This window comes from Algiphilus sp., from assembly GCF_965216485.1.
Lineage (GTDB): Bacteria > Pseudomonadota > Gammaproteobacteria > Nevskiales > Nevskiaceae > Algiphilus.
In genome coordinates this window covers 2848387-2868166 of record NZ_OZ244162.1, presented here as the reverse complement: position 1 = coordinate 2868166, position 19780 = coordinate 2848387, and the positions used below count along the sequence as shown (strand labels likewise).

The window sequence follows — 19780 nt, the reverse complement described above, 5'->3', positions numbered from 1 at the left end:
ATTGATCCGACCATGAGCATTTCTCTCACCGAAGCCGCGGCACAGCGCATCCAACGTCAGTTGATTGAACGGGGCAGCGGACTGGGTCTGCGCCTCGGCGTGACGACCACCGGCTGCTCGGGTCACGCCTACAAGCTGGACTACGCCGATACGGTGGAAGACGGCGACGTGACCTTCGAAGCGCATGGCGCCAAGGTCGTGGTGAGCAAGCGCGATCTTCCCTTGCTTGACGGCCTGCGCGTGGACTTCCGTCGCGAAGGACTGAATGAGGTCTTCCGCTTTGACAACCCCAACGCCACGGCGCTCTGCGGCTGTGGCGAGAGCTTTCACTACGAAGGCGAGGCAGAGGCGGAATCCTAAGCTGCGTCATGGTGGCGTCACCGGGCTGACGTAGGCTGCGGGCGAATCGGCGCCCGTGCGCTGGTGGAGATCGCGCCGCACGGTTAAAATGGCGGGCTTGGTCGCGCGCTTTCCGACACGCGCCCTGTCCCTCATCTATCCCAGGAGTTCATTGCATGGCGGTCGAACGCACGCTTTCCATCATCAAGCCCGACGCGGTATCCAGCAACGTCATCGGCGCCATCTACAGCCGTTTCGAGAATGCCGGGCTGAAGATCGTCGCCGCGCGCATGCTGCACCTGACGCGTGCCGAGGCGGAAGGCTTTTATGAAGTACACCGCGAACGGCCCTTCTTCAATGATCTGGTCAACTTCATGGTCAGCGGCCCGGTGATGGTGCAGGTGCTGGAAGGCGATGACGCCGTCAAGCGCAATCGCGACATCATGGGTGCCACCAACCCCAAGGAAGCCGAGGCCGGCACCATCCGCGCCGATTTCGCCAGCTCCATCGACGAGAATGCCGTGCACGGCTCGGACAGCGCAGACAACGCAGCGCGCGAAATCGCCTACTTCTTCCGCGCCACTGAAATCGCGCCGCGCACCCGCTAGGCCGTCGTGACCTCGGTACCACGCAATCTGTTCGGGCACGATCGCGAAGGCTTGCGCGACGTGATGCGCGAGATGGGCGAGAAGCCCTTCCGCGCGGATCAGATCATGCAGTGGATCTATCGTCATGGCGTCAGTGACTTCGGCGCCATGACGAATATCGCGCGGCCCTTTCGCGAGAAGCTGGCCGAAACCTGTACGGTGTCGGCGCCGGAAGTGCTGGAGCAGCAGGAGTCTCGTGATGGCACCCGCAAATGGGTGCTGCGCGTCGGCGATGATGCGCTGGGGCAGGCCGTGGAAACCGTCTTCATCCCGGAAGGACAGCGCGGCGAAGCGCGCTACCGCGGCACGCTGTGCATCAGCAGCCAAGTCGGTTGCGCCATGGACTGCAGCTTTTGTTCCACCGGCAAGCAGGGTCTGTCACGTAATCTGACCGCTGCCGAAATCGTGGCCCAGTTGTGGTTTGCCGCCCATGCGCTCGGCGGCAATGGCGATCTGCACAGCCAGCGCGCCATTACCAATGTCGTGTTCATGGGTATGGGCGAGCCGCTGGCCAACTACAGCGCCGTGCTGACTGCGATCCGCGTCTTCCTCGACGACTTCGGTTTTGGCCTGTCGAAGCGCCGCGTCACCGTGTCCACCTCTGGGCTTGTGCCATTCATGGACCGCCTGCGCAATGATTGCGACACCGCGCTGGCCGTGAGCCTGCATGCTGCCGACGACACACTGCGCAACGAGCTGGTGCCGATCAACCGCAAGTATCCACTCAAGGAATTGATGGAAGCCTGCCGGCGCTACACCCGTGACCGCGGCCACAAGATGCACATCGTTTACGAGTACGTGATGCTTGACGGCGTCAACGACTCCGACGCCAATGCGCGCGATCTCATTCGTCTGCTCGGCGACATGCCGGCCAAGGTCAACCTGATCCCCTTTAATCCCTTCCCGGGCACGAGCTACACGCGCTCACCTGATGCACGGGTCGATCACTTCGCCAATCTGCTGCGCCGCCGTGGCCTGATCACGACGGTTCGGCGCACGCGCGGTGACGATATCGATGCCGCCTGCGGCCAGCTGGTAGGACGGGTCAACAGCCGACAGCGCAACCGCCTCGGCGGCGTGCCTGTCGTGAGCGCATGAGGAAGGCATCCGCCGTCGCGCTCCTCACCGTGCGTAGTGCTGTCCTGTGGGCGGCCGTCATGCTTTCCGCCTGCGTGAGTACGGGCGGGCAACAGGCGCTGGACCATCGCGAAGCTGCCCGCGCCAATACTGAGCTCGGTGCCGGGTATATCCGACGGGGTCTTGATGACGCCGCGCGCGACAAACTCGAACGCGCCCTCGAGCAGGACCCGCGTTACGCCCCGGGCCACGCCACTTACGCGCTGCTGATGGCACGGATGGGCGAGGACGGCCTGGCCGACTCGCATTTCCGCCGCGCCTTGAAGCTGGCGCCGGAAGATCCGGATATCCGCAACAACTACGGCGCCTTCCTGTGCGCTCGAGGCCGAGTGGAAGCCGCGGTCGAGCAGTTCGAGCGCGCCGCAGAGGTGCCGGGCTATGTAGGGCGCGTCACGGCCCTCAACAACGCCGGCCTGTGCCTGCGCGAGCGCAACCCCAAGCGGGCGGAAACCTTCCTGCGTCGGGCCTTGTCGCTCAACGCGCAGAACCCCACCACGCTTGAGCAACTGGCGTGGGTGCGCTACCGGCAAGGGGAATATCTCAGCGCGCGCGCCTTTCTGGAGCGCTACCAACGGGTGACCGAGGCCTCGGCAGAAGCGCTCTGGCTTGCCGCGCAGGTGGAGGAAGCCCTGGGGGCAAGCGATGCCGCTGCGCAGTACCGCGAGCAGCTTGCGGCACAATATCCGGACTTCGAACCGCGTCGCCTTGAAGCCACGCGGGCGCAGCCAAACGACAGCAGGCCATGAACGATACCGACCGCGACACGCCTCGACCGAATGCGATGGATGCCGGCACTGACGCCGCGCCGCCCCAGACCGGGCCGGTGGCGTCCCCCGGCGAGATGCTGCGCGAGGCGCGTGAGGCGCAGGGGCGTTCGACGCAGGAGCTGGCCGAGGCCGCCAAGCTGCCGCAGGCCACCATCGTCGCGCTCGAGGCTGACGACTTCGAGCTGCTCAAGGAACCGGTGTACGTGCGCGGCTACTACCGCAAATGCGCGCTCATGCTCGAGGCGGATGTCGATGCCATTGTCGCTGCCTATGAGCGCAAGGCGCGCCCCGAGGCACCCGCGCTGCCGGACAAGATCCCCGTGGTCGCTGGCGGCGGCGCACCGCTCGGTCGCAAGCTGCTGCGACTGCTGTTGATCCTGTTGCTGCTCGCTGGGCTCGGCGCAATCGCCATGTGGCTGCTGCAGACACCCTTGGACGAGCCGCTGACGCAGCCCAGCACCAGCGAGCTGTTCAGTCCGGGTAGCGAGGCCGATGCGAGCGCGGAAGCGCCCGCTGCCGCCACTGCCGCCGCACCTGCATCGGAGGCGTCGCCTCCGGATTCCGTTGATCGGAATGAAGCAGCGACCTCCGAGTCGGCATCTGCCGGAGACGCGCAGGCGGAAGCGGTAGCAGATGGCGCCCCTACCGCCGCTGCCACTGAGGGCGCACAGCCGGCGGTGCTGACCCTGCGGTTCGAAGAGGATTCGTGGCTGCGGGTCCGCAACGGCGAGGGCCGTACAGTCACCAACCGCCTAGCCGAGGCGGGTGAGCGTGCGCGCATTGCCGATGAGCCGCCGCCGCTGGAACTTTTCGTTGGTTATGCGCCCGGAACCGAGGCGCGTTGGCGCGGAGAGCCAGTGAATTTTGCCAGCGCGACACGATCCAATAACACAGCCCTCGTGACACTCGAGTAGCCCAATCGCGATCGACCCTGGGCAGCCGCCTGGCGCGGCCGTCGGCAGAGTCATCGCTGCGAGGTTTTGCATGCGTTCCCTCCACCAGATCCAACGACGCAAGAGCCGAAAGATTCGCGTCGGACGCGTCAGCGTGGGCGGCGACGCCCCGATTTCGGTGCAGACCATGACCAGCACCGACACCGAGGATGTCGATGCCACCGTGGCGCAGATCCGCGACTGCATGAAGGCCGGGGCAGATATCGTCCGCGTCTCGGTCCCGACCTTGGCGGCCGCCAAGGCCTTCCGCGAGATCAAGAAGCAGGTCGGCTACACCCCGCTGGTCGCGGACATCCATTTCAACTACAAGTGCGGCATTGCAGCCGCGGAAGCCGGCGCAGACTGTCTGCGCATCAACCCCGGCAATATCGGCGGCGAAAAGAAGATCGCCGAAGTGGTCAGCTGCGCGCGCGCCCACCGCATCCCGATTCGGGTGGGCGTCAACGCCGGCTCCCTGGAGCGCGACCTGCAGGAGAAGTATGGCGAGCCCAATTCGGATGCCCTGGTGGAATCCGCCATGCGCCATATCGACATTCTGGATCGCTTCGACTTTCCGGACTTCAAGATCAGCCTGAAGGCCTCCGATGTCTTCATGACGGTGGAGGCCTATCGCAAGCTGGCCGCACGCATCGAGCAGCCGCTGCATCTCGGCATCACCGAGGCAGGTGGCCTGCGCGCCGGCAGCGTGAAATCGGCCATCGGCCTCGGCATGTTGCTGGCCGAAGGTATTGGCGACACGCTGCGCGTATCGCTGGCCGCGGATCCGGTGGAAGAGGTCAAGGTCGGCTGGGATATTCTCAAGGCGCTGCATCTGCGCTCGCGCGGTATCAATCTCATTGCCTGTCCCAGCTGCTCGCGCCAGAACTTCGATGTCATCAAGACGGTGGCGGAACTGGAGAAGCGCTTCGAGGACATCGACGAGGCCATGGATGTTGCCGTCATCGGCTGCGTGGTCAACGGCCCCGGCGAGGCGCGCGAAGCGACGCTGGGGGTGGCGGGTGGCTATCCCAACTCGGTCTACGTGGACGGTGAGATCAAGCACAAGTCGCACAACGCCGATCTGGTCGACACGCTGGAAGGGCTGGTGCGGGCGCGCCTGAAGAACAAGGCACCCGACGCGGGTGTGCAGGACGGCGAAGACGCCGATGGGCAGGGTGCATGAAGCTGCAATCGCTGCGCGGTTTCCGCGACATCCTCCCTGCTGAGGCGGCGCGTTGGCGCCGTATCGAGGAGGCGGCCCGGGCAGTGACGGATGCCTTCGGCTATGCCGAGATTCATCTACCGATTCTGGAAGCCACCGAGCTGTTCAAGCGTTCGGTGGGCGAGGCCACCGATATCGTCGAGAAGGAGATGTTCTCCTTTATCGATCGCGACAAGACCGCAATGAGCCTGCGCCCCGAGGGCACCGCCAGCTGCGTGCGAGCGGGCATCGAAAATGGCCTGCTGCACAACCAGCAGCAGCGTTTCTGGTATGCCGGGCCAATGTTTCGTCACGAGCGACCGCAGGCCGGACGCTATCGTCAGTTTCATCAGATTGGTGTGGAAGCCTTCGGTATGGCCGGTCCGGCCTGTGATATCGAAGTCATTGCGTTGTCGGCCGCGCTGTGGTCGGCGCTCGGGCTCGAGGGGCTGACGCTGGAACTGAATTCGCTAGGCAGCCCGGAATGCCGGGCCGGATACCGCACCGAACTGCAGGCCTATCTGCGCAAGCATTTCGATGCGCTGGATCCGGACGCGCAGGCGCGCGTGGAAAGCAACCCCATGCGCGTGCTGGACAGCAAACACCCCGAGACCCGTGCCGTGGTGGCCGACGCGCCCTCCATGAATGCCGCGCTCGACGATGCCTCTCGCGCGCATTTCGGTGCCGTCTGCGAGGGCTTGGACGCACTTGGCATCCGCTGGGTACACAACACCAATCTCGTGCGCGGTCTCGATTACTACACGCACACCGTGTTCGAGTGGACCACGGACCAGTTGGGCGCCCAAGGCACGGTCTGCGCCGGCGGGCGTTTCGACGGTCTGGTTGCACAGCTCGGCGGCGGGGAGGTGCCTGCCGTGGGCTTTGCGCTCGGCATCGAGCGCCTGGCGCTCCTGCTGGGTGACGCGCAGGAGGTGGGCGACCACGGCCCACAGGTCTACGTGTGCTGGACTGGCAACGAATGCATGACAGCCGCGCAGCGCGTCGGCGCCGCCCTGCGCAGCGGCGGCATCCGCACCGTGGTCAATGCCGGGGACGGCGGCTTCAAGGCGCAGTTCAAGCGCGCGGATCGCAGCGGCGCGCAGTGGGCTGTTATTGTCGGCCCGGACGAACTCGCCGCAGGGCGGGTTCAGATAAAATCCCTGCGCGATCGCGACGTACAGCAGCAGACATTCCCCATCGACGAAGCCCCCAAGCACCTGATGCAGCAGTTGGGAACGGGCGGCTTGTCGCAATAGATGGAGCGCCACACGTGGCCTACGACGAAGACGAACAACAAGAACGCTTCCAGCAATGGTGGCAGGAAAACTGGAAGGCGCTTGCCGCCGGCCTGGTCATTGGTATCGGCGGTATCTTCGGTTGGAACGCTTGGCAATCCCATCAGGAACAGCAGGCGGAGGCCGCCAGTGTCGTGTTCACGGAGATGAGCGCGGCCGTGGATGCCGGGCAGCTGCAGAAGGCGACCGAGTTGCAGCAGAGCCTGGTCGACGCACACAGCGGATCGCCGTACGCGGTGGCCGCGTCCATGCGCTTGGCGGCCGCGCGCGCCAGCGGCGGCGAATTCGAAGCCGCCGCCGGGCTGCTGCGCTGGAGCAAGGAGCACGCCGACGACGAGGCAATGCGCCAGCTCGCGCAGTTGCGTCTGGCACGGGTGCTGTGGGCGCAGGAGAAGGTCGACGAGGCGCTCACCTTGCTTGACGAGCCACTCGGACCCTATGTTGCCGCCGCTGCAGAATTGCGCGGAGATATCCTGGTTGCGCAGGATAAGCGCGCCGAGGCGCGCAGCGCCTACGAGGAGGCACTGGCCAGTGCACCGCGCGAAGGCCGCGAGTTGCTACAGCAGAAACTAGACGATCTGGCCGACGTGGCCGAGGCCCAGGACGCATGATCTCAGCCCTTTCGGTACCGCGTGCGCGTGGCAGCCTTTTTCTGGCGGCTGTGACGACCGCGCTCCTGCTGACCGCCTGTGGCGGCACGTCGGTGCGCCAACCGGCGGTCCTGGAGACGATTGATCGCCCGGAAGTCACGGTGGAACGCGATTGGCGCAGTGGCCGCGGACCCGCGACCAACGGCTACAAGCTCGGGTTGACCGCGGCACTGCATCGGGACGCGTTGTTCACCGCCAACGCAGACGGCTGGGTCTACGCATTGAACCGCGAAGACGGCGATGTCATCTGGCGTACGGATACGGATTTGGCACTGTCGGGTGGTCCCACGGTGGAAGGCGACCAGGTGCTGGTGGGCAGTCGCGATGCCGAACTGGTGGCATTGTCCCGTGCCGACGGCAGTGAGCTGTGGCGAGTGGCTGTCAGCAGCGAGGTGGTAGCACCGCCTGCCAGCAATGGCGAGATTGTCATCGTGCGCACAGTGGACGGCCGCGTGGCGGCCCTGTCGGCGAGTGACGGCAGTCAACTCTGGGCGACCAAGCGCACCGTACCGCCGTTGACGCTGCGCGGCTTGTCAGCGCCCGTCATCGTAGGCCGCATGGTCATCAGTGGGCTGGAAACCGGGCGCCTCGTCGCGCAGCGGCTCGAAGACGGCGAGCCGGTATGGACGCAGGCCGTGTCCGTGCCGAGCGGGCGCTCCGAGCTCGAACGCATCGCCGATATCGACGCACCGCTGCTGGTGGAAGGCAGCACGCTGTATGCGATGTCCTACGGTGGTGACGTCGCTGCGCTGGATGTCTACTCCGGCGATGTACGTTGGCGTCGTGCCATCAAGACCTACAGCGGTGGCGCCGTGTCGGACGACGGTGAACGGCTCTATGTCACGGATGAGGAAGGCGCCGTGTGGGCGCTGCAGACCAGCAATGGTGCGGCCGCCTGGAAGTCCGAGGCGTTGAGTTGGCGTCGTCTGAGTGCACCGGCGGTGCATGAGGGCTTTGTGGCAGTCGCCGATTTCGAAGGCTATGTGCACTACCTGTCGCCAGAAAATGGCCGCATCGTGGGCCGCGAGCGGCCGCTCGGTGACCGGGTCGACGTACTGCCCTTGGTGGCAGACAGCCACTTGTTCCTCGCCGATGTCGAGGGACGCGTGGTTGCGCTGCGCGCGAAGGCGGAGTAGCCCACGGTGCGCACCCGTGCCGGGCTCCCCACGCTGGCACTGGTCGGCCGCCCGAACGTCGGCAAATCCACGCTGTTCAATCGCCTGACCGGCACGCGCAATGCGCTGGTGGCGGACTTTGCTGGACTGACGCGCGACCGGCAGTACGGTGTCGCCGCGCATGCCGACTGGCGCTTCATCGTGGTGGATACCGGCGGTCTGATGCCGGACGACAGCGATCCGCTGGCCGCTTTGGCCGAATCGCAGGCCCGTATCGCCATCGATGAGGCGGATCGCGTGCTGCTGCTGCTGGATGCCCGCAGCGGCGTCACGGCCGATGATCGCGCCATTGCCGATTTCCTGCGCCGCGAGGGCAAGCCGGTCATTCCGGTCGTCAACAAGCTGGATGGCATCAGCGAGACGGCAGCCTGGGAATTCCATGAGCTGGGCCTGGGCGAGCCGCTCAAGATTTCCTCCGAGCATGGCCACGGCGTCTCACGCATGCTGATGGAGGCCCTCGACGGGCTGCCTGAGGCCGCAGAGCTGGATCAGCTCGACGAGGACGATGGTCGAATCCGGGTGGCCATCGTCGGTCGGCCCAATGTGGGCAAATCAACCCTGGTGAACAAGCTGATCGGCGAGCCGCGCCTGTTGGCCGCGGATATGCCCGGAACGACGCGGGACGCCATCGAGGTCGACTTCGAGCACGAGGGTACCGAGTACACCTTCATTGATACCGCGGGGGTGCGGCGACGCGCGCGCGTGCGCGAGGCGATCGAGAAGTTCTCGATCATCAAGACGCTGCAGGCCATCGACAGCGCGCATGTCGTGATCATGATGGTGGATGCGCACGGCGACATCGGCGAGCAGGATGCCAAGCTGATGGGGCTGGTGGCCGAGCGCGGACGCGGCATGGTGCTGGCCATCAACAAATGGGATGCCATCGACGAGGAAACCCGTGACCGGGTACGCAGTGAGGCCGGGCGTCGGCTGCCCTTTACCGATTTTGTCCCCAGCATCACCATTTCCGCAGCGCGCGGCACCGGATTGAAATCGCTGATGAAGCGGGTGGAAAAGGTGCACGAGAGCGTGACTGCGGATCTGTCCACGCCGGAACTGAATCGGGTGCTATCCGAGGCGGTTGCCCGACACCAGCCGCCGGCGACAGTAGGACGGCGAACCAAGCTGCGCTTTGCGCATCAGGGCGGCAAGAACCCTCTGCAGATCGTGGTGCACGGCAATCAGACCGAGCGTCTGCCCGAGTCCTACAAGCGCTATCTGGTCAACTGCTTCCGCTCGCACTTCGGCCTCAGCGGCATTCCGGTGGTGCTCAGCCTGCGCACCGGCGACAACCCCTACAAGGGGCGCAAGAACACGCTGACGCAGCGGCAGATCAAGAAGCGCCGTCGCCTGATGTCGCACGTCAAGCGCTGAACCAGCGAGGCTTCCGTCTCAGGCGAGAAAGTTTTCGCGCGTTTCCTCGAAGTAATCCGCCATGCTCCTTGGCTTGCGGCCGGTCAGCGTTTCGATGTCCTCGGTGACACGCCCGAAGCCGGCCTCGGCCTGCGAACCCGCCATATCGACCAGCGCATCGGTCAGCCATTCCGGCAGGCCCGCGGCAAGCAGGCCGTTGCGGTAGACCTCCGTCGTGACTTCCACCGCGCGGACCGGCTTGTGCACGGCGCGGGACAGCGCCTGCGCGACCTCCGCCGCGGTCAACGCCTCGCCGCCGCTGAGTTCCCAGATGCGCCGGTCGGGCACCGGCGGATCGTCCACCAGCAGCGCCGCCGCACAGGCCGCCACATCACGGGCATCCACATAGGCAATCGGTGCCTGGGCCGATGCGGTGTAGAAGGCGCCGTGGTCGCGCACGGTGGCCTCCATCCCCTGGGCGGCACTCTGCATGAAGCCATTGGGGCGCAGGATGCTGTGCGCAATGCCGGAATCGGCGAGCGCCTGCTCGGAAGGTGCATGCCAGCGCGCGAAGCTGTAGTCCTGCTGGTCCGCCTCCCACACCGAAATCTTGACGACCTGGCGCACTTCGGCGCGGGCGGCGGCGGCGATGGCGTTGCGTTCAAGCTCTGCCAGCCGTGGGGTTGCGGCCGTCAGCAGGAAGAGCCGGTCGATGTCCTCCATGGCGGCGCGGAGGGTCTGCGGCCGTGCGAGATCGACTTCCACCGCATCCATATCCTCTTCCAGGGCCGCTTCGAGCTTCTCCAACGAATAATACGCAGCGCGAAACTCCACGTCGCGCGCTTCCAGCTCGCGGCACAGATGGCCACCCACGGTACCGCCTGCCCCTAGAACGAGAATCATGCGTTGGTATCGCCTCCCTCGGGCTCTTGTTTGTCCGTTATGGCTTGCAGACTGCCCTGCGCGAGCTGGAGGCGCAATCGGTCGCCATGCTGCGTCTGGGATGGATCGCGGAGGATGACACCGTCGCTGCGCTGCACGATGGCATAGCCGCGCGCCAGTGTGGCCGGGGGCCCGAGGTGGGTGAGATGCTCCTGTACCCGTTGCAGCGCCTGTTGATGGCCGGCCAGAGCCACGCGGGTGGCGTGATGCAGGCGGCGTTTCAGTTGGATCAAGCCCTGCTGCTCGTGGTGCAAGCGGCGCAATGGCGCCTGGGCTCGCCAGCGCTGCTCGCGATCATGCGCGCGGTACTGCGCCTGCGCCAGCGTGGACTGGACCGTGCGGGCCATGGCGCTACGCAGCCGCTGGAGCTGTGCAGGGGCGTCGATAGCGATGCGCTTGTGCGGATGCTGCGCGCGCAGGAGGCTGCGCTGGGTCTGCAGTCGTCGGCTTTCGTGCTCCAGTGCGGCGCGCGCAGCGCGCGCAAGCCGGGCGCGCTGTTGTGTGACCGCCTGCCACGCAGGCCCTTGCGGCGCCAGCAGGCGGCGGGCCATCCCACTCAGACGTGTCTGCAGTTCGTCGTTGCGCTGTGTCAGGGTTTCGATGCGTTGCGATGGAGACACGCGCTGCAGTCTGCGCTGCAGCGCATCCAGCTGTTGCAGTCGCGCCTGCTGCACGGCGGACTCGGCACGGGACAGCCGCTCGCGCAGCTCGGCAAGCCGCTGTGCGACGGCCGCCTGGTCCGGCGCAACACGCTCGGCAGCCCCAGTAGGCGTGGGCGCGCGCAGGTCTGCCGCAAAGTCGGCGATGGTGGTATCGGATTCGTGCCCGACGCCCGTGATGACCGGAACGGTACAGGCGCGGATGGCGCGCGCGACGATTTCTTCGTTGAAGGCCCAGAGATCTTCGATCGAGCCCCCGCCGCGGGCGAGAACGATGACCTCGACATCAGGTGCGCGCTGCGGGAGCTGGCGCAGCGCTTCCGCAATCTGTGGCGCGGCCTGATCGCCTTGCACCAGGACTGGCAGAAGGTAGATCGGCGGCATGGGCCAGCGCCGTTCCAGCGTGGTCAGAATATCGCGCAGGGCTGCGGCATCGCTGGAGGTGACGAGGCCGATGGCCCGCGGGAAGCGGGGCAGGGGGCGTTTCAGCGCTTCGTCGAACAGGCCTTCGCCCGCCAGCTTCTTCTTGAGCTGTTCGAAGGCGGCCAGCAAACGGCCTTCTCCGGCGCGCTGCATCAGTCGGCACTTCAGCTGCAGCTTGCCGCCGGGCACGTAGTAGTCAAGCTGGCCGGTGATCTCGACCTCGTCACCGTCCGCGGGCGCGAAGGCCACGCCGCGCGCATCGGCGGCGAACATGGCGCACTCGATCTGCGCCTTGTCGTCCTTCAGGCGGAAATACCAGTGGCCCGAGCGGGCCCGGAAGAAATTCGAGATTTCCCCGACCACGCGCATGGTGGGAAAGGTGCTGCGCAGGGTGTCCGACAGCAGCTGGGCCACTTCGCTGACGGTATAGCTGCGTGATTGACGCGTGCTGCTCACGATGCGGCGGAGTCCGGGGTGGAGCCGTTATACTACGTCACGCTCAGTCAGCCGCTAGAAATGACTCAGGACGATCGCTCGCGCATCCTGCTGGAAGCCCTTACCTTTGACGATGTGCTGTTGGTCCCGGCCTATTCGCGCATTCTGCCGCGCAAGGCCGACATCAGCACCCGCCTCACGCGTGACATAGAGCTCCGCGTGCCGCTGCTCTCCGCGGCCATGGACACCGTCACGGAATCCCGCCTGGCCATCGCCATCGCGCAGGAAGGCGGCGTCGGCATCGTGCACAAGAACCTGTCGATCGAGGCGCAGGCCAGTGAGGTGCGCCGGGTCAAGAAATACGAGTCCGGCATCATCGTCGACCCGATCACAGTATCGCCCGAGCTCACCATTGGCGAAGTGCTCGAGCTGACGCGCAAGCATCAGATTTCCGGCGTGCCGGTGGTCGACGGCGAGGAGCTGGTCGGCATCGTCACCAGCCGCGATCTGCGCTTCGAGACCCGCTTCTCCGAGCCGGTGTCGGTGGTCATGACGCCCAAGGAGCGGCTGGTCACGGTGCGCGAGGACGCTTCGCGCGAAGAGATCATGCACAAGCTGCACGAGCACCGCATCGAGAAGGTGCTGGTGGTGGGTGACGGCTTCGCGCTGCGCGGCCTGGTCACCGTCAAGGACATCCAGAAGTCCACTGACTTCCCCTTTGCCTGCAAGGATGAGCATGGCCGCCTGCGCGTCGGCGCAGCCGTCGGCACGGCGGGGGATACCGAGGACCGTGTCGCCGCCCTGGTCGAGGCTGGCGCGGACGTGGTGGTGGTGGATACCGCCCATGGCCATAGCGCCGGCGTGCTGGAGCGCGTCGCCTGGGTCAAGAAGGCCTATCCCTCCGTGCAGGTCATCGGCGGCAATATCGCGACGGCCGAGGCTGCCACGGCACTGGTCGAAGCCGGTGCCGATGCCGTCAAGGTGGGCATCGGGCCCGGTTCCATCTGCACGACGCGCGTCGTTGCCGGCGTTGGCGTGCCGCAGGTGACGGCCATCATGCAGGTGGCCTCCGCGCTCAAGGGCAGTGATGTGCCGCTCATCGCCGACGGGGGTATCCGCTATTCCGGTGATCTTGCCAAGGCCATTGCCGCCGGCGCGCACTCGGTGATGATCGGCTCGATGCTCGCCGGCACGGAGGAGGCCCCGGGTGAGGTGGAGCTCTATCAGGGCCGCTCCTACAAGTCCTATCGCGGCATGGGCTCCATGGGCGCCATGGCCCAGGGCAGCAAGGACCGCTACTTCCAGGACACCACGGTCGACCCCGACAAGCTGGTGCCCGAGGGTATCGAAGGCCGCGTGCCCTACAAGGGCCCGATGGCGGCCATCGTGCACCAGCTCGTGGGCGGCCTGCGCAGTTCCATGGGCTATACCGGCTGCCACGACATCGAGTGCATGCGGACGCAGACCCGCTTTGTGAAGATCAGCGCCGCGGGCATGCGCGAGAGCCATGTGCACGATGTGTCCATCGTCAAGGAAGCGCCGAACTATCGGGTGGAGTGAAGACCATTCCCGCGCCTGCGCCGAAGCAGGTTCTGTAGCGTGTCTTCAGAGGCGGCGGTACACGTTTCGGCGGTGAGCGATTCGCACGATCGTTACGATGAGCTTGTCATCGGTAACTTCGTAGACGATCCGGTACGCGCCTTGCCGTACTCGGTATAGGTCGTATCCAGTCAGCTTCTCGGCTTCGGCGGGGCGGAGATTGCCGATAAGGCCCTCAATTCGCCTCAGGATGCGTTGAAGATCAACTTTTGGGACACGGCGAAGCTCCTTGGAAGCCGACTTCCGAAAGACCAGCTCATAAGCGGCCATGCGCCTTCAGGTCCGCGAGCAGTTGTTCGTAGCTTAGGGTTGACTCCGAAGCGCGCGCTCTGGCGGTGTCAATGTCCTCGTGATCCTCCGCCAATGCAGCACGAACCGCATCGTTGACCAGTTCAGAAAGGCTGCGGTCGTCCTGTGCGGCTTTGAGGCGCAGTGCGGCGTGAAGTTGGGGCTCGAAATAGATGGTGGATCGTTTGGCAGGTTCGGACATGGTGCAGTCCTGATGAGAGCGTTAAGTCATCATAACGCCAAAACGTTTTGATGCTTGAGATGTACCGGTGGTATCGCCGTATTCGTCGTGGCTGGCCGTGTTGAGGTACCTTGCGCATCCCGCCGTGATCCGAGCCTAGCGACTGCGGCCGTTGATGGCGCGACTGATCTATTGCAGCGATCGAAACTATGACTGATATTCACGCCCACCGCATCCTCATTCTTGACTTTGGGCGAGCCGTGACCGACATGCCGGTGGCATGTCGCAGCGCGGGGAGCGCCCGGACATGGAAGTCCGGGCCGGGTCACTTGGTGAGGCAGGAGCCGAGCCTAGTGACTGCGGCCGTTGATGGCGCGACTGATCTATTGCAGCGATCGAAACTATGACTGATATTCACGCCCACCGCATCCTCATTCTTGACTTTGGTTCCCAATACACCCAGCTGATCGCACGACGCGTGCGCGAGGCGGGGGTGTACTGCGAACTGCACCCCTGGGATACGACGGCCGAGGAGATTTGCGCCTTCGCACCCAGCGGCATCATTCTCTCGGGCGGTCCGGAGACGGTGGCGGCTGAGAATGCGCCACGCGCCGGTGAGGCGGTCTGGGGACTGGGTGTGCCGGTCCTCGGCATCTGCTACGGCATGCAGACCATGGCCGCCGAACTAGGCGGCAAAGTGGCGCCCGGCGCGGTGCAGGAATTCGGCTATGCCCGCGTGCGGCAAGTCGGCGAAACCACGCTGCTGCGCGATATCGACGACGCCATCGACGACGACGGAACGCCGCTGCTGGATGTCTGGATGAGTCACGGTGACCAGGTCACCAAGCTGCCGGATGGTTTCACGCGGGTTGCTGCCACCGACGATGTACCGGTCGCCGCCATCGCCGATACCGCGCGCCGCTACTACGGACTCCAGTTCCACCCCGAGGTTACGCACACCCCGCAGGGCAAGCGCATCCTGGAGCGCTTCGTGCACGACATCTGCGGCTGTGGGCGCGACTGGACGCCGGCCAATATCGTTGAGGACCTCACTGCACGCGTGAAGGCCCAGGTCGGTGATCGCCACGTGCTCCTGGGGCTTTCCGGTGGGGTGGACTCCTCGGTGGTCGCGGCGCTGCTGCACAAGGCCATCGGAGACCAACTCACCTGTGTCTTTGTCGATAACGGCCTGCTGCGCCTGCACGAGGGCGACCAGGTCATGAAGGTCTTTGAGCAGCATCTGGGCGTGCGCGTGATTCGCGTCGATGCCGAGGCGCGCTTTCTGGAGGCCCTGTCCGACGAGGCCGATCCCGAGGCCAAGCGCAAGATCATCGGCCGCACCTTCATCGAGGTCTTCGACGAGGAGGCGGCGAAGCTCACGGACGTGGAGTTCCTCGCGCAGGGGACGATCTACCCCGACGTGATCGAGTCCGCCGGCGGCAAGACCGGCAAGGCGCATGTCATCAAGTCGCACCACAACGTGGGCGGCTTGCCGGAGCACATGAAGCTGAAGCTGGTCGAGCCGCTGCGCGAGCTGTTCAAGGACGAAGTCCGCGCCATCGGGCTCGAACTCGGTCTGCCGCGCGAGATGATCATGCGTCACCCCTTCCCGGGGCCGGGCCTGGGCGTTCGCATTCTCGGCGCGGTCAGCAAGGCCGCCGCCGATACCTTGCGCCGCGCCGATGCCATCTTCATCGAGGAGCTCTGGAAGGCCGAGTGGTACGACCGCGTCAGCCAGGCCTTTGCCGTGTTCATCCCAGTGAACAGTGTGGGCGTCACCGGCGATGGCCGGCGCTACGCCCCCATCATTGGCTTGCGTGCCGTTCAGACGGTGGATTTCATGACCGCGCGCTGGGCGCCGCTGCCGTCCGAACTGCTAGACACCTGCGCCCGCCGCATCGTCAACGAGGTGCCCAACGTCTCGCGCGTGGTCTACGACATCTCCGGCAAACCGCCTGCGACCATCGAGTGGGAGTAGCGCGCAGCGGCTCGGGGCGCAGGCCTTTGCGCACCCCCTTGGAACGCCTTTTGCAGGAAGGGGTTAAGCCCCGCGCAAGTGGATCAACGCTCGCTACAAGCAGGACACGGTCGCCGAATGACGGCTAGCCGGACGGCAGGAACTGACAATTTGCGTCACTTATTGACAGCTGTCTGCGAAGAATTGTCAGCGCAAGGGCGTCGGACACCGACAAATGGCCGCAGAAGCCCCTGCGAACGGCTCTTCTGCAACTGGCACATGCCTTGCACAATGGAGTTCGGTCGACCGGACCATCACTGCCGGCTTCCTCAATGCATTGAAGTACACAAGGAGATTCCTATGACACATGTGAAGAAGGGCCAACAGGGCTTTACCCTGATCGAGCTGATGATCGTGGTTGCGATCATCGGTATTCTCGCCGCGATCGCGATCCCGGCCTATCAGGACTACACGATCCGTTCGAAGGTGAGCGAGGTCTTGGTTCTCGCTAGCGCTGCTCGCACAAATGTAGGCGAGTACTATCTATCGACAGGTAGCATGCCCGCCACCACTAATGAAGCTGGTATCAATACTGATGCGGGTCAGAGCGAATATGTCAAGTCTATTGCGTTTGCTACCAGCAGCACCGGCACTTTGTTGACCTACACGCTCACCAATCTTGGAACTGATGTTGAGGATGATACTTTCGAGTATTTGGTAGAAGGTGACGGTAACGGCGTCCGTGTAATTTGTACGGGTGGAACGCTGGACGACAAGTATCGCCCGGCTAATTGTCGCGGCGGCAATTAAATCGCAGTGTCCGATTGCCTAAAGGCCCCCGCTACGGGGGCCTTTGTTTTTGCTTACCTATTTCCACAGCCAAAGCTTTGAATCGCTTGCCGCAATTTTTTAGCAGCACATCACTGTGGTCTAGTGTGGGCCTGGCACTTGCGCTGATCGGCACATGGCTGGCCTATCAGCCAGCAATTCCTGGATTCTTCCTTCTCGACGATTTCGACAATCTATCGGCGTTAAAAGGGGGCGTCACAGACTGGGGCGAGTACACCCAGTACCTTCGCACCGGCAACGCAGGGCCACTGGGCCGGCCGGTGGCGAAGACGAGTTTCCTCATCAATGATTTTGCGTGGCCTTCGAATCCAGGAGGATTCAAGCACGTGAATCTGATGATTCACCTGCTCTGCGGGCTGTTGGCGTTCCTGTTGGCTCGCCTTCTCCTGCGGCAGCGCTGTTCCGAAGCGGCAGCCAACGGGATGGCCCTCTTCGTTGCCGCACTATGGCTACTGCATCCGGCGCAGGTTTCCACGGTCATGTACGTGGTCCAACGGATGACGCAGCTCTCCGCACTCTTTGTATTGATGGGTGTTGCAGTCCATGTCGCTCTGAGGCTGAACCGATCATTGAGCGAGGGGCGGCGTCTTGCGCTGATGAGTCTCTCGCTGCTGCTGTTCGCTGCCCTCGCCAGCTACAGCAAGGAGTCTGGCATTCTCCTGCCGGTCTATCTTCTCGTGACCGAGGTGACGCTATTGGCGGCTGTTCCGGCCAGCCGTTCTCTCCATTTCTGGAAGTGGGTGGCGCTGCATCTGCCTACGTTCTGTCTGCTGGCTTACCTGGCCTATATTCCCAGGTGGGCGCCCTCCTATGAGTCTCGGGACTTCACGCTCTACGAGCGCCTGCTGACGCAGCCGGTTGCGCTCTTCGACTATCTGTGGAATTTGGTATCGATGCAGGTCCATGGGATGGGTCTGTTTCACGACGATTTCCCCATCTATTCATCGCTGCTCAACCCGGTCGCAGCATTGGCGATGATAGGGGTGCTGGCCGCAGCAGCAATCGCGCTAATCTACCGTCGACGCTGCCCAGTACTCGCCTTTTCGGTACTGTGGTTTCTCGGTGGGCACTTGCTGGAATCCACCACGGTGGCGCTGGAGCTTTATTTCGAGCACCGCAACTATCTGCCCTTTGTCGGTCCCATTTTCGGCTTCGTCGTGCTTGGGCATGGGCTACTGGTGCGCGTGGGGGAAGATCTCAGGAAGTTCGGTCCCATCTTCGGCGTCCTACTTGCTTTGATATCCGGGACCATTACTTACGGCCATGCGCACGAGTGGGGGGACAGGGGGCGTCTGATTCCGATTTGGGCCGCTGAGCATCCGGACTCACCGCGCGCGCAACGGACGTACGCGCAATTTCTGGCAGGGGAGGGATTGCCGTTGGTGGCGCTGGAAGAGCTGAACCAGGCGTACGAGCGTTTTCCCCGCGATCTCAGTATCCCGGTGATGTCGATCGATATCGCCTGTAGCTTCGGGTTGCAACCCCGTTTCGAGATACCAGAGCTGGTCCGGCGGATATCCGAGCACAGCTGGACCGATGGGTTGCGGCCGGCAATGGAGAGCCTGGTCGGACGTCTGCTTTCCACAGAGTGCGTGCAGCATGCCGATGCGGTTCACGACCTGATCCGTGCGATACCTGAGCTCGGCAATAGTGAGCATCACAAGAATGGCGTTGCCTCCATGTTCGTTCTTGATGGAGAGCTTTATCTGAAGCAGGGGAAGCCTCTTGGTGCCCTGGAATCCTTTCAGAAGGTCGACAATATGAAGCCTTCGGCGAGTTCCGCACTGCGGCTCAGCAATCTCTTCCTGATTACTGGCAACTTCGACATTGCGCGGCGCGCGCTCGAGGTGGCGAAGGAACGAGACACGACGGATGATGGTCTGCTCGGCGGCGAGAGAGAGGCTCTCTACGAAGAGAAGTTCCGTCTCATCGATGACCTGAAGCAACGGTCGGCAACGCGTTCCGCCGAAGAGTGACGTGTTGAATCGGCACCATGATGACGTCGAAGTGGGAGTACCAGTGACGTACGAGCGTGTTTCCGTAATCATCCCGGCGAAGAACGAAGCCCTCGGCTTGCAGTCGTTGCTGCCGGCCTTGCGTGCCCAGCTCCCGAATGCGCAAATCCTTGTTGTGGATGACGGCTCGACGGATGACACGGCTCGCATTGCGCGGGCGGAGGGGGCCGATGTCATTCGTCATCCTTATTCCAAAGGCAATGGCGCGGCGATCAAGACCGGCGCACGCTCGGCAAAAGGCACTCTTCTGGTTCTCATGGATGCCGATGGCCAGCACCAGCCCTCGGAGATTCCCAAGCTCCTCGAGCAGCTTCACGCAGGTTACGACCTTGTGGTGGGCGCCCGGGGCAAAGATGCCCAAGCGAGCTGGGGCCGATGGCTTGCCAACGCGGTCTACAACCGCTTTGCCAGTCTCTTCGTCGGGCAGCCGGTTGCTGATCTGACGTCCGGCTTTCGGGCTGTGCGTGCCGAGTTGTTTCGCGAATTCCTGCACATGCTGCCCAACGGTTTCTCGTATCCGACAACCAGCACCATGGCCTTTTTCCGCGCTGGATATAGTGTGGGCTTCGTCCCAGTCGACGTTGCAGCGCGTAAGGCTGGGGGAAAAAGCCATATCCGGGTCCTGCGCGACGGGGCGCGCTTTCTGCTCATCATTTTTCGTGTTGGGACCCTGTATTCACCGCTGAAGCTGTTTCTGCCGATCAGTGCATTGTTCTTTGCGGGCGGTGTCGGTTATTACCTCTATACCTTTTCCACTGTGGGGCGCTTTACCAACGGGACGGGGTTACTGCTCATCACCTCGGTACTGGTTTTTCTCATTGGGCTCGTTTCAGAACAAATCACGAATCTGCTGTACGCAACACGACGGTCACAGGATGGCAGCGGTCGTTCTGAATGATCGGCTCGCGGGACGCATCCTTGGCTTGAGTCGAAGCG

Annotated in this window: 19 protein-coding genes; 15 read left to right on the top strand and 4 right to left on the bottom strand. The window is 64.0% G+C overall.

Features of this window, described 5'->3' with window-relative positions; all coding sequences use genetic code 11:
• The first annotated feature begins 12 nt into the window (after window positions 1-12).
• The 10 genes from ACOOFO_RS13220 to der all read left to right on the top strand — a co-directional run bounded on the left by ACOOFO_RS13220 (window position 13) and on the right by der (window position 9517).
• Window positions 13-360, top strand: a complete 348-nt coding sequence (locus ACOOFO_RS13220; RefSeq protein ID WP_420427219.1) for a HesB/IscA family protein — start codon at window positions 13-15, stop codon at window positions 358-360.
• A gap of 155 nt (window positions 361-515) precedes the next feature.
• The gene (gene ndk / locus ACOOFO_RS13215; protein ID WP_420427218.1) at window positions 516-947 is read left to right on the top strand and encodes a nucleoside-diphosphate kinase; all 432 of its coding nucleotides are present in this window, start codon (window positions 516-518) and stop codon (window positions 945-947) included.
• A 6-nt stretch (window positions 948-953) separates the two neighbouring features.
• Window positions 954-2084 carry a 23S rRNA (adenine(2503)-C(2))-methyltransferase RlmN gene (rlmN, locus tag ACOOFO_RS13210; RefSeq protein WP_420427217.1) on the top strand — a complete coding sequence of 377 codons (1131 nt, stop codon included), beginning with the start codon at window positions 954-956 and terminating at the stop codon, window positions 2082-2084.
• Window positions 2081-2869 carry a type IV pilus biogenesis/stability protein PilW gene (pilW, locus tag ACOOFO_RS13205; RefSeq protein WP_420427216.1) on the top strand — a complete coding sequence of 263 codons (789 nt, stop codon included), beginning with the start codon at window positions 2081-2083 and terminating at the stop codon, window positions 2867-2869. Before rlmN ends, pilW begins: the two co-directional genes overlap by 4 nt.
• Window positions 2866-3804, top strand: a complete 939-nt coding sequence (locus ACOOFO_RS13200) for a helix-turn-helix domain-containing protein (RefSeq protein WP_420427215.1) — start codon at window positions 2866-2868, stop codon at window positions 3802-3804. The genes pilW and ACOOFO_RS13200 overlap by 4 nt, the downstream gene beginning before the upstream one ends.
• A gap of 70 nt (window positions 3805-3874) precedes the next feature.
• Window positions 3875-5005, top strand: coding sequence for a flavodoxin-dependent (E)-4-hydroxy-3-methylbut-2-enyl-diphosphate synthase (gene ispG / locus ACOOFO_RS13195; protein WP_420427214.1), 1131 nt, complete (start codon window positions 3875-3877; stop codon window positions 5003-5005).
• Complete coding sequence (gene hisS, locus ACOOFO_RS13190) at window positions 5002-6279, top strand: histidine--tRNA ligase (RefSeq protein WP_420427213.1); 1278 nt, start codon at window positions 5002-5004, stop codon at window positions 6277-6279. Before ispG ends, hisS begins: the two co-directional genes overlap by 4 nt.
• Before the next feature lie 14 nt (window positions 6280-6293).
• A complete protein-coding gene (locus ACOOFO_RS13185; RefSeq protein ID WP_420427212.1) occupies window positions 6294-6929 on the top strand; it encodes a YfgM family protein in 636 nt (211 codons plus the stop codon).
• Entirely contained in the window at window positions 6926-8104 is a 1179-nt protein-coding gene (gene bamB, locus ACOOFO_RS13180; protein WP_420427211.1) for an outer membrane protein assembly factor BamB, read from the top strand. Before ACOOFO_RS13185 ends, bamB begins: the two co-directional genes overlap by 4 nt.
• Window positions 8105-8110: 6 nt before the next feature.
• Window positions 8111-9517: a ribosome biogenesis GTPase Der gene (der, locus tag ACOOFO_RS13175; protein ID WP_420427210.1), complete on the top strand. Its 1407-nt coding sequence runs from the start codon at window positions 8111-8113 to the stop codon at window positions 9515-9517.
• 18 nt (window positions 9518-9535) lie between these two features.
• On the opposite strand, the gene ACOOFO_RS13170 is transcribed toward der, so the two are convergent.
• Window positions 9536-10399, bottom strand: a complete 864-nt coding sequence (locus ACOOFO_RS13170) for an NAD(P)H-binding protein (RefSeq protein ID WP_420427209.1) — start codon at window positions 10397-10399, stop codon at window positions 9536-9538.
• On the bottom strand, window positions 10396-11976 hold the full coding sequence (xseA, locus tag ACOOFO_RS13165) for an exodeoxyribonuclease VII large subunit (RefSeq protein WP_420427208.1): 1581 nt from the start codon (window positions 11974-11976) through the stop codon (window positions 10396-10398). The genes ACOOFO_RS13170 and xseA overlap by 4 nt, the downstream gene beginning before the upstream one ends.
• Before the next feature lie 60 nt (window positions 11977-12036).
• Here xseA and guaB point away from each other — a divergent pair, with 60 nt between their 5' ends.
• Entirely contained in the window at window positions 12037-13515 is a 1479-nt protein-coding gene (gene guaB, locus ACOOFO_RS13160; RefSeq protein WP_420427207.1) for an IMP dehydrogenase, read from the top strand.
• A 45-nt stretch (window positions 13516-13560) separates the two neighbouring features.
• On the opposite strand, the gene ACOOFO_RS13155 is transcribed toward guaB, so the two are convergent.
• Together ACOOFO_RS13155 and ACOOFO_RS13150 are read right to left on the bottom strand one after the other, a co-directional pair.
• On the bottom strand, window positions 13561-13824 hold the full coding sequence (locus ACOOFO_RS13155) for a type II toxin-antitoxin system RelE family toxin (protein ID WP_420427206.1): 264 nt from the start codon (window positions 13822-13824) through the stop codon (window positions 13561-13563).
• Window positions 13811-14044 (bottom strand): CopG family transcriptional regulator, encoded by a 234-nt coding sequence (locus ACOOFO_RS13150; protein WP_420427205.1) that lies wholly within the window; start codon window positions 14042-14044, stop codon window positions 13811-13813. The genes ACOOFO_RS13155 and ACOOFO_RS13150 overlap by 14 nt, the downstream gene beginning before the upstream one ends.
• Window positions 14045-14426: 382 nt before the next feature.
• On the opposite strand from ACOOFO_RS13150, the gene guaA reads away from it, so the two are divergent.
• The 4 genes from guaA to ACOOFO_RS13130 all read left to right on the top strand — a co-directional run bounded on the left by guaA (window position 14427) and on the right by ACOOFO_RS13130 (window position 19742).
• On the top strand, window positions 14427-16001 hold the full coding sequence (guaA, locus tag ACOOFO_RS13145) for a glutamine-hydrolyzing GMP synthase (RefSeq protein ID WP_420427204.1): 1575 nt from the start codon (window positions 14427-14429) through the stop codon (window positions 15999-16001).
• Between the two features lie 339 nt (window positions 16002-16340).
• On the top strand, window positions 16341-16790 hold the full coding sequence (locus tag ACOOFO_RS13140; RefSeq protein WP_420427203.1) for a pilin: 450 nt from the start codon (window positions 16341-16343) through the stop codon (window positions 16788-16790).
• A gap of 125 nt (window positions 16791-16915) precedes the next feature.
• Window positions 16916-18805 (top strand): tetratricopeptide repeat protein, encoded by a 1890-nt coding sequence (locus ACOOFO_RS13135; RefSeq protein ID WP_420427202.1) that lies wholly within the window; start codon window positions 16916-16918, stop codon window positions 18803-18805.
• 43 nt (window positions 18806-18848) lie between these two features.
• Window positions 18849-19742 carry a glycosyltransferase family 2 protein gene (locus tag ACOOFO_RS13130; RefSeq protein ID WP_420427201.1) on the top strand — a complete coding sequence of 298 codons (894 nt, stop codon included), beginning with the start codon at window positions 18849-18851 and terminating at the stop codon, window positions 19740-19742.
• The last annotated feature ends 38 nt before the right edge of the window (window positions 19743-19780 follow it).

Excerpts from the sequence above, each read along its gene's own strand:
- ACOOFO_RS13155 (WP_420427206.1), bottom strand. The coding sequence starts at position 13,824 with ATGGCCGCTTATGAGCTGGTCTTTCGGAAGTCGGCTTCCAAGGAGCTT.
- ispG (WP_420427214.1), top strand. The coding sequence starts at position 3,875 with ATGCGTTCCCTCCACCAGATCCAACGACGCAAGAGCCGAAAGATTCGC.
- ACOOFO_RS13150 (WP_420427205.1), bottom strand. The coding sequence starts at position 14,044 with ATGTCCGAACCTGCCAAACGATCCACCATCTATTTCGAGCCCCAACTT.
- bamB (WP_420427211.1), top strand. The coding sequence starts at position 6,926 with ATGATCTCAGCCCTTTCGGTACCGCGTGCGCGTGGCAGCCTTTTTCTG.
- ndk (WP_420427218.1), top strand. The coding sequence starts at position 516 with ATGGCGGTCGAACGCACGCTTTCCATCATCAAGCCCGACGCGGTATCC.
- pilW (WP_420427216.1), top strand. The coding sequence starts at position 2,081 with ATGAGGAAGGCATCCGCCGTCGCGCTCCTCACCGTGCGTAGTGCTGTC.
- guaA (WP_420427204.1), top strand. The coding sequence starts at position 14,427 with ATGACTGATATTCACGCCCACCGCATCCTCATTCTTGACTTTGGTTCC.
- guaB (WP_420427207.1), top strand. The coding sequence starts at position 12,037 with ATGACTCAGGACGATCGCTCGCGCATCCTGCTGGAAGCCCTTACCTTT.
- ACOOFO_RS13140 (WP_420427203.1), top strand. The coding sequence starts at position 16,341 with ATGACACATGTGAAGAAGGGCCAACAGGGCTTTACCCTGATCGAGCTG.
- ACOOFO_RS13220 (WP_420427219.1), top strand. The coding sequence starts at position 13 with ATGAGCATTTCTCTCACCGAAGCCGCGGCACAGCGCATCCAACGTCAG.
- ACOOFO_RS13200 (WP_420427215.1), top strand. The coding sequence starts at position 2,866 with ATGAACGATACCGACCGCGACACGCCTCGACCGAATGCGATGGATGCC.
- hisS (WP_420427213.1), top strand. The coding sequence starts at position 5,002 with ATGAAGCTGCAATCGCTGCGCGGTTTCCGCGACATCCTCCCTGCTGAG.
- ACOOFO_RS13170 (WP_420427209.1), bottom strand. The coding sequence starts at position 10,399 with ATGATTCTCGTTCTAGGGGCAGGCGGTACCGTGGGTGGCCATCTGTGC.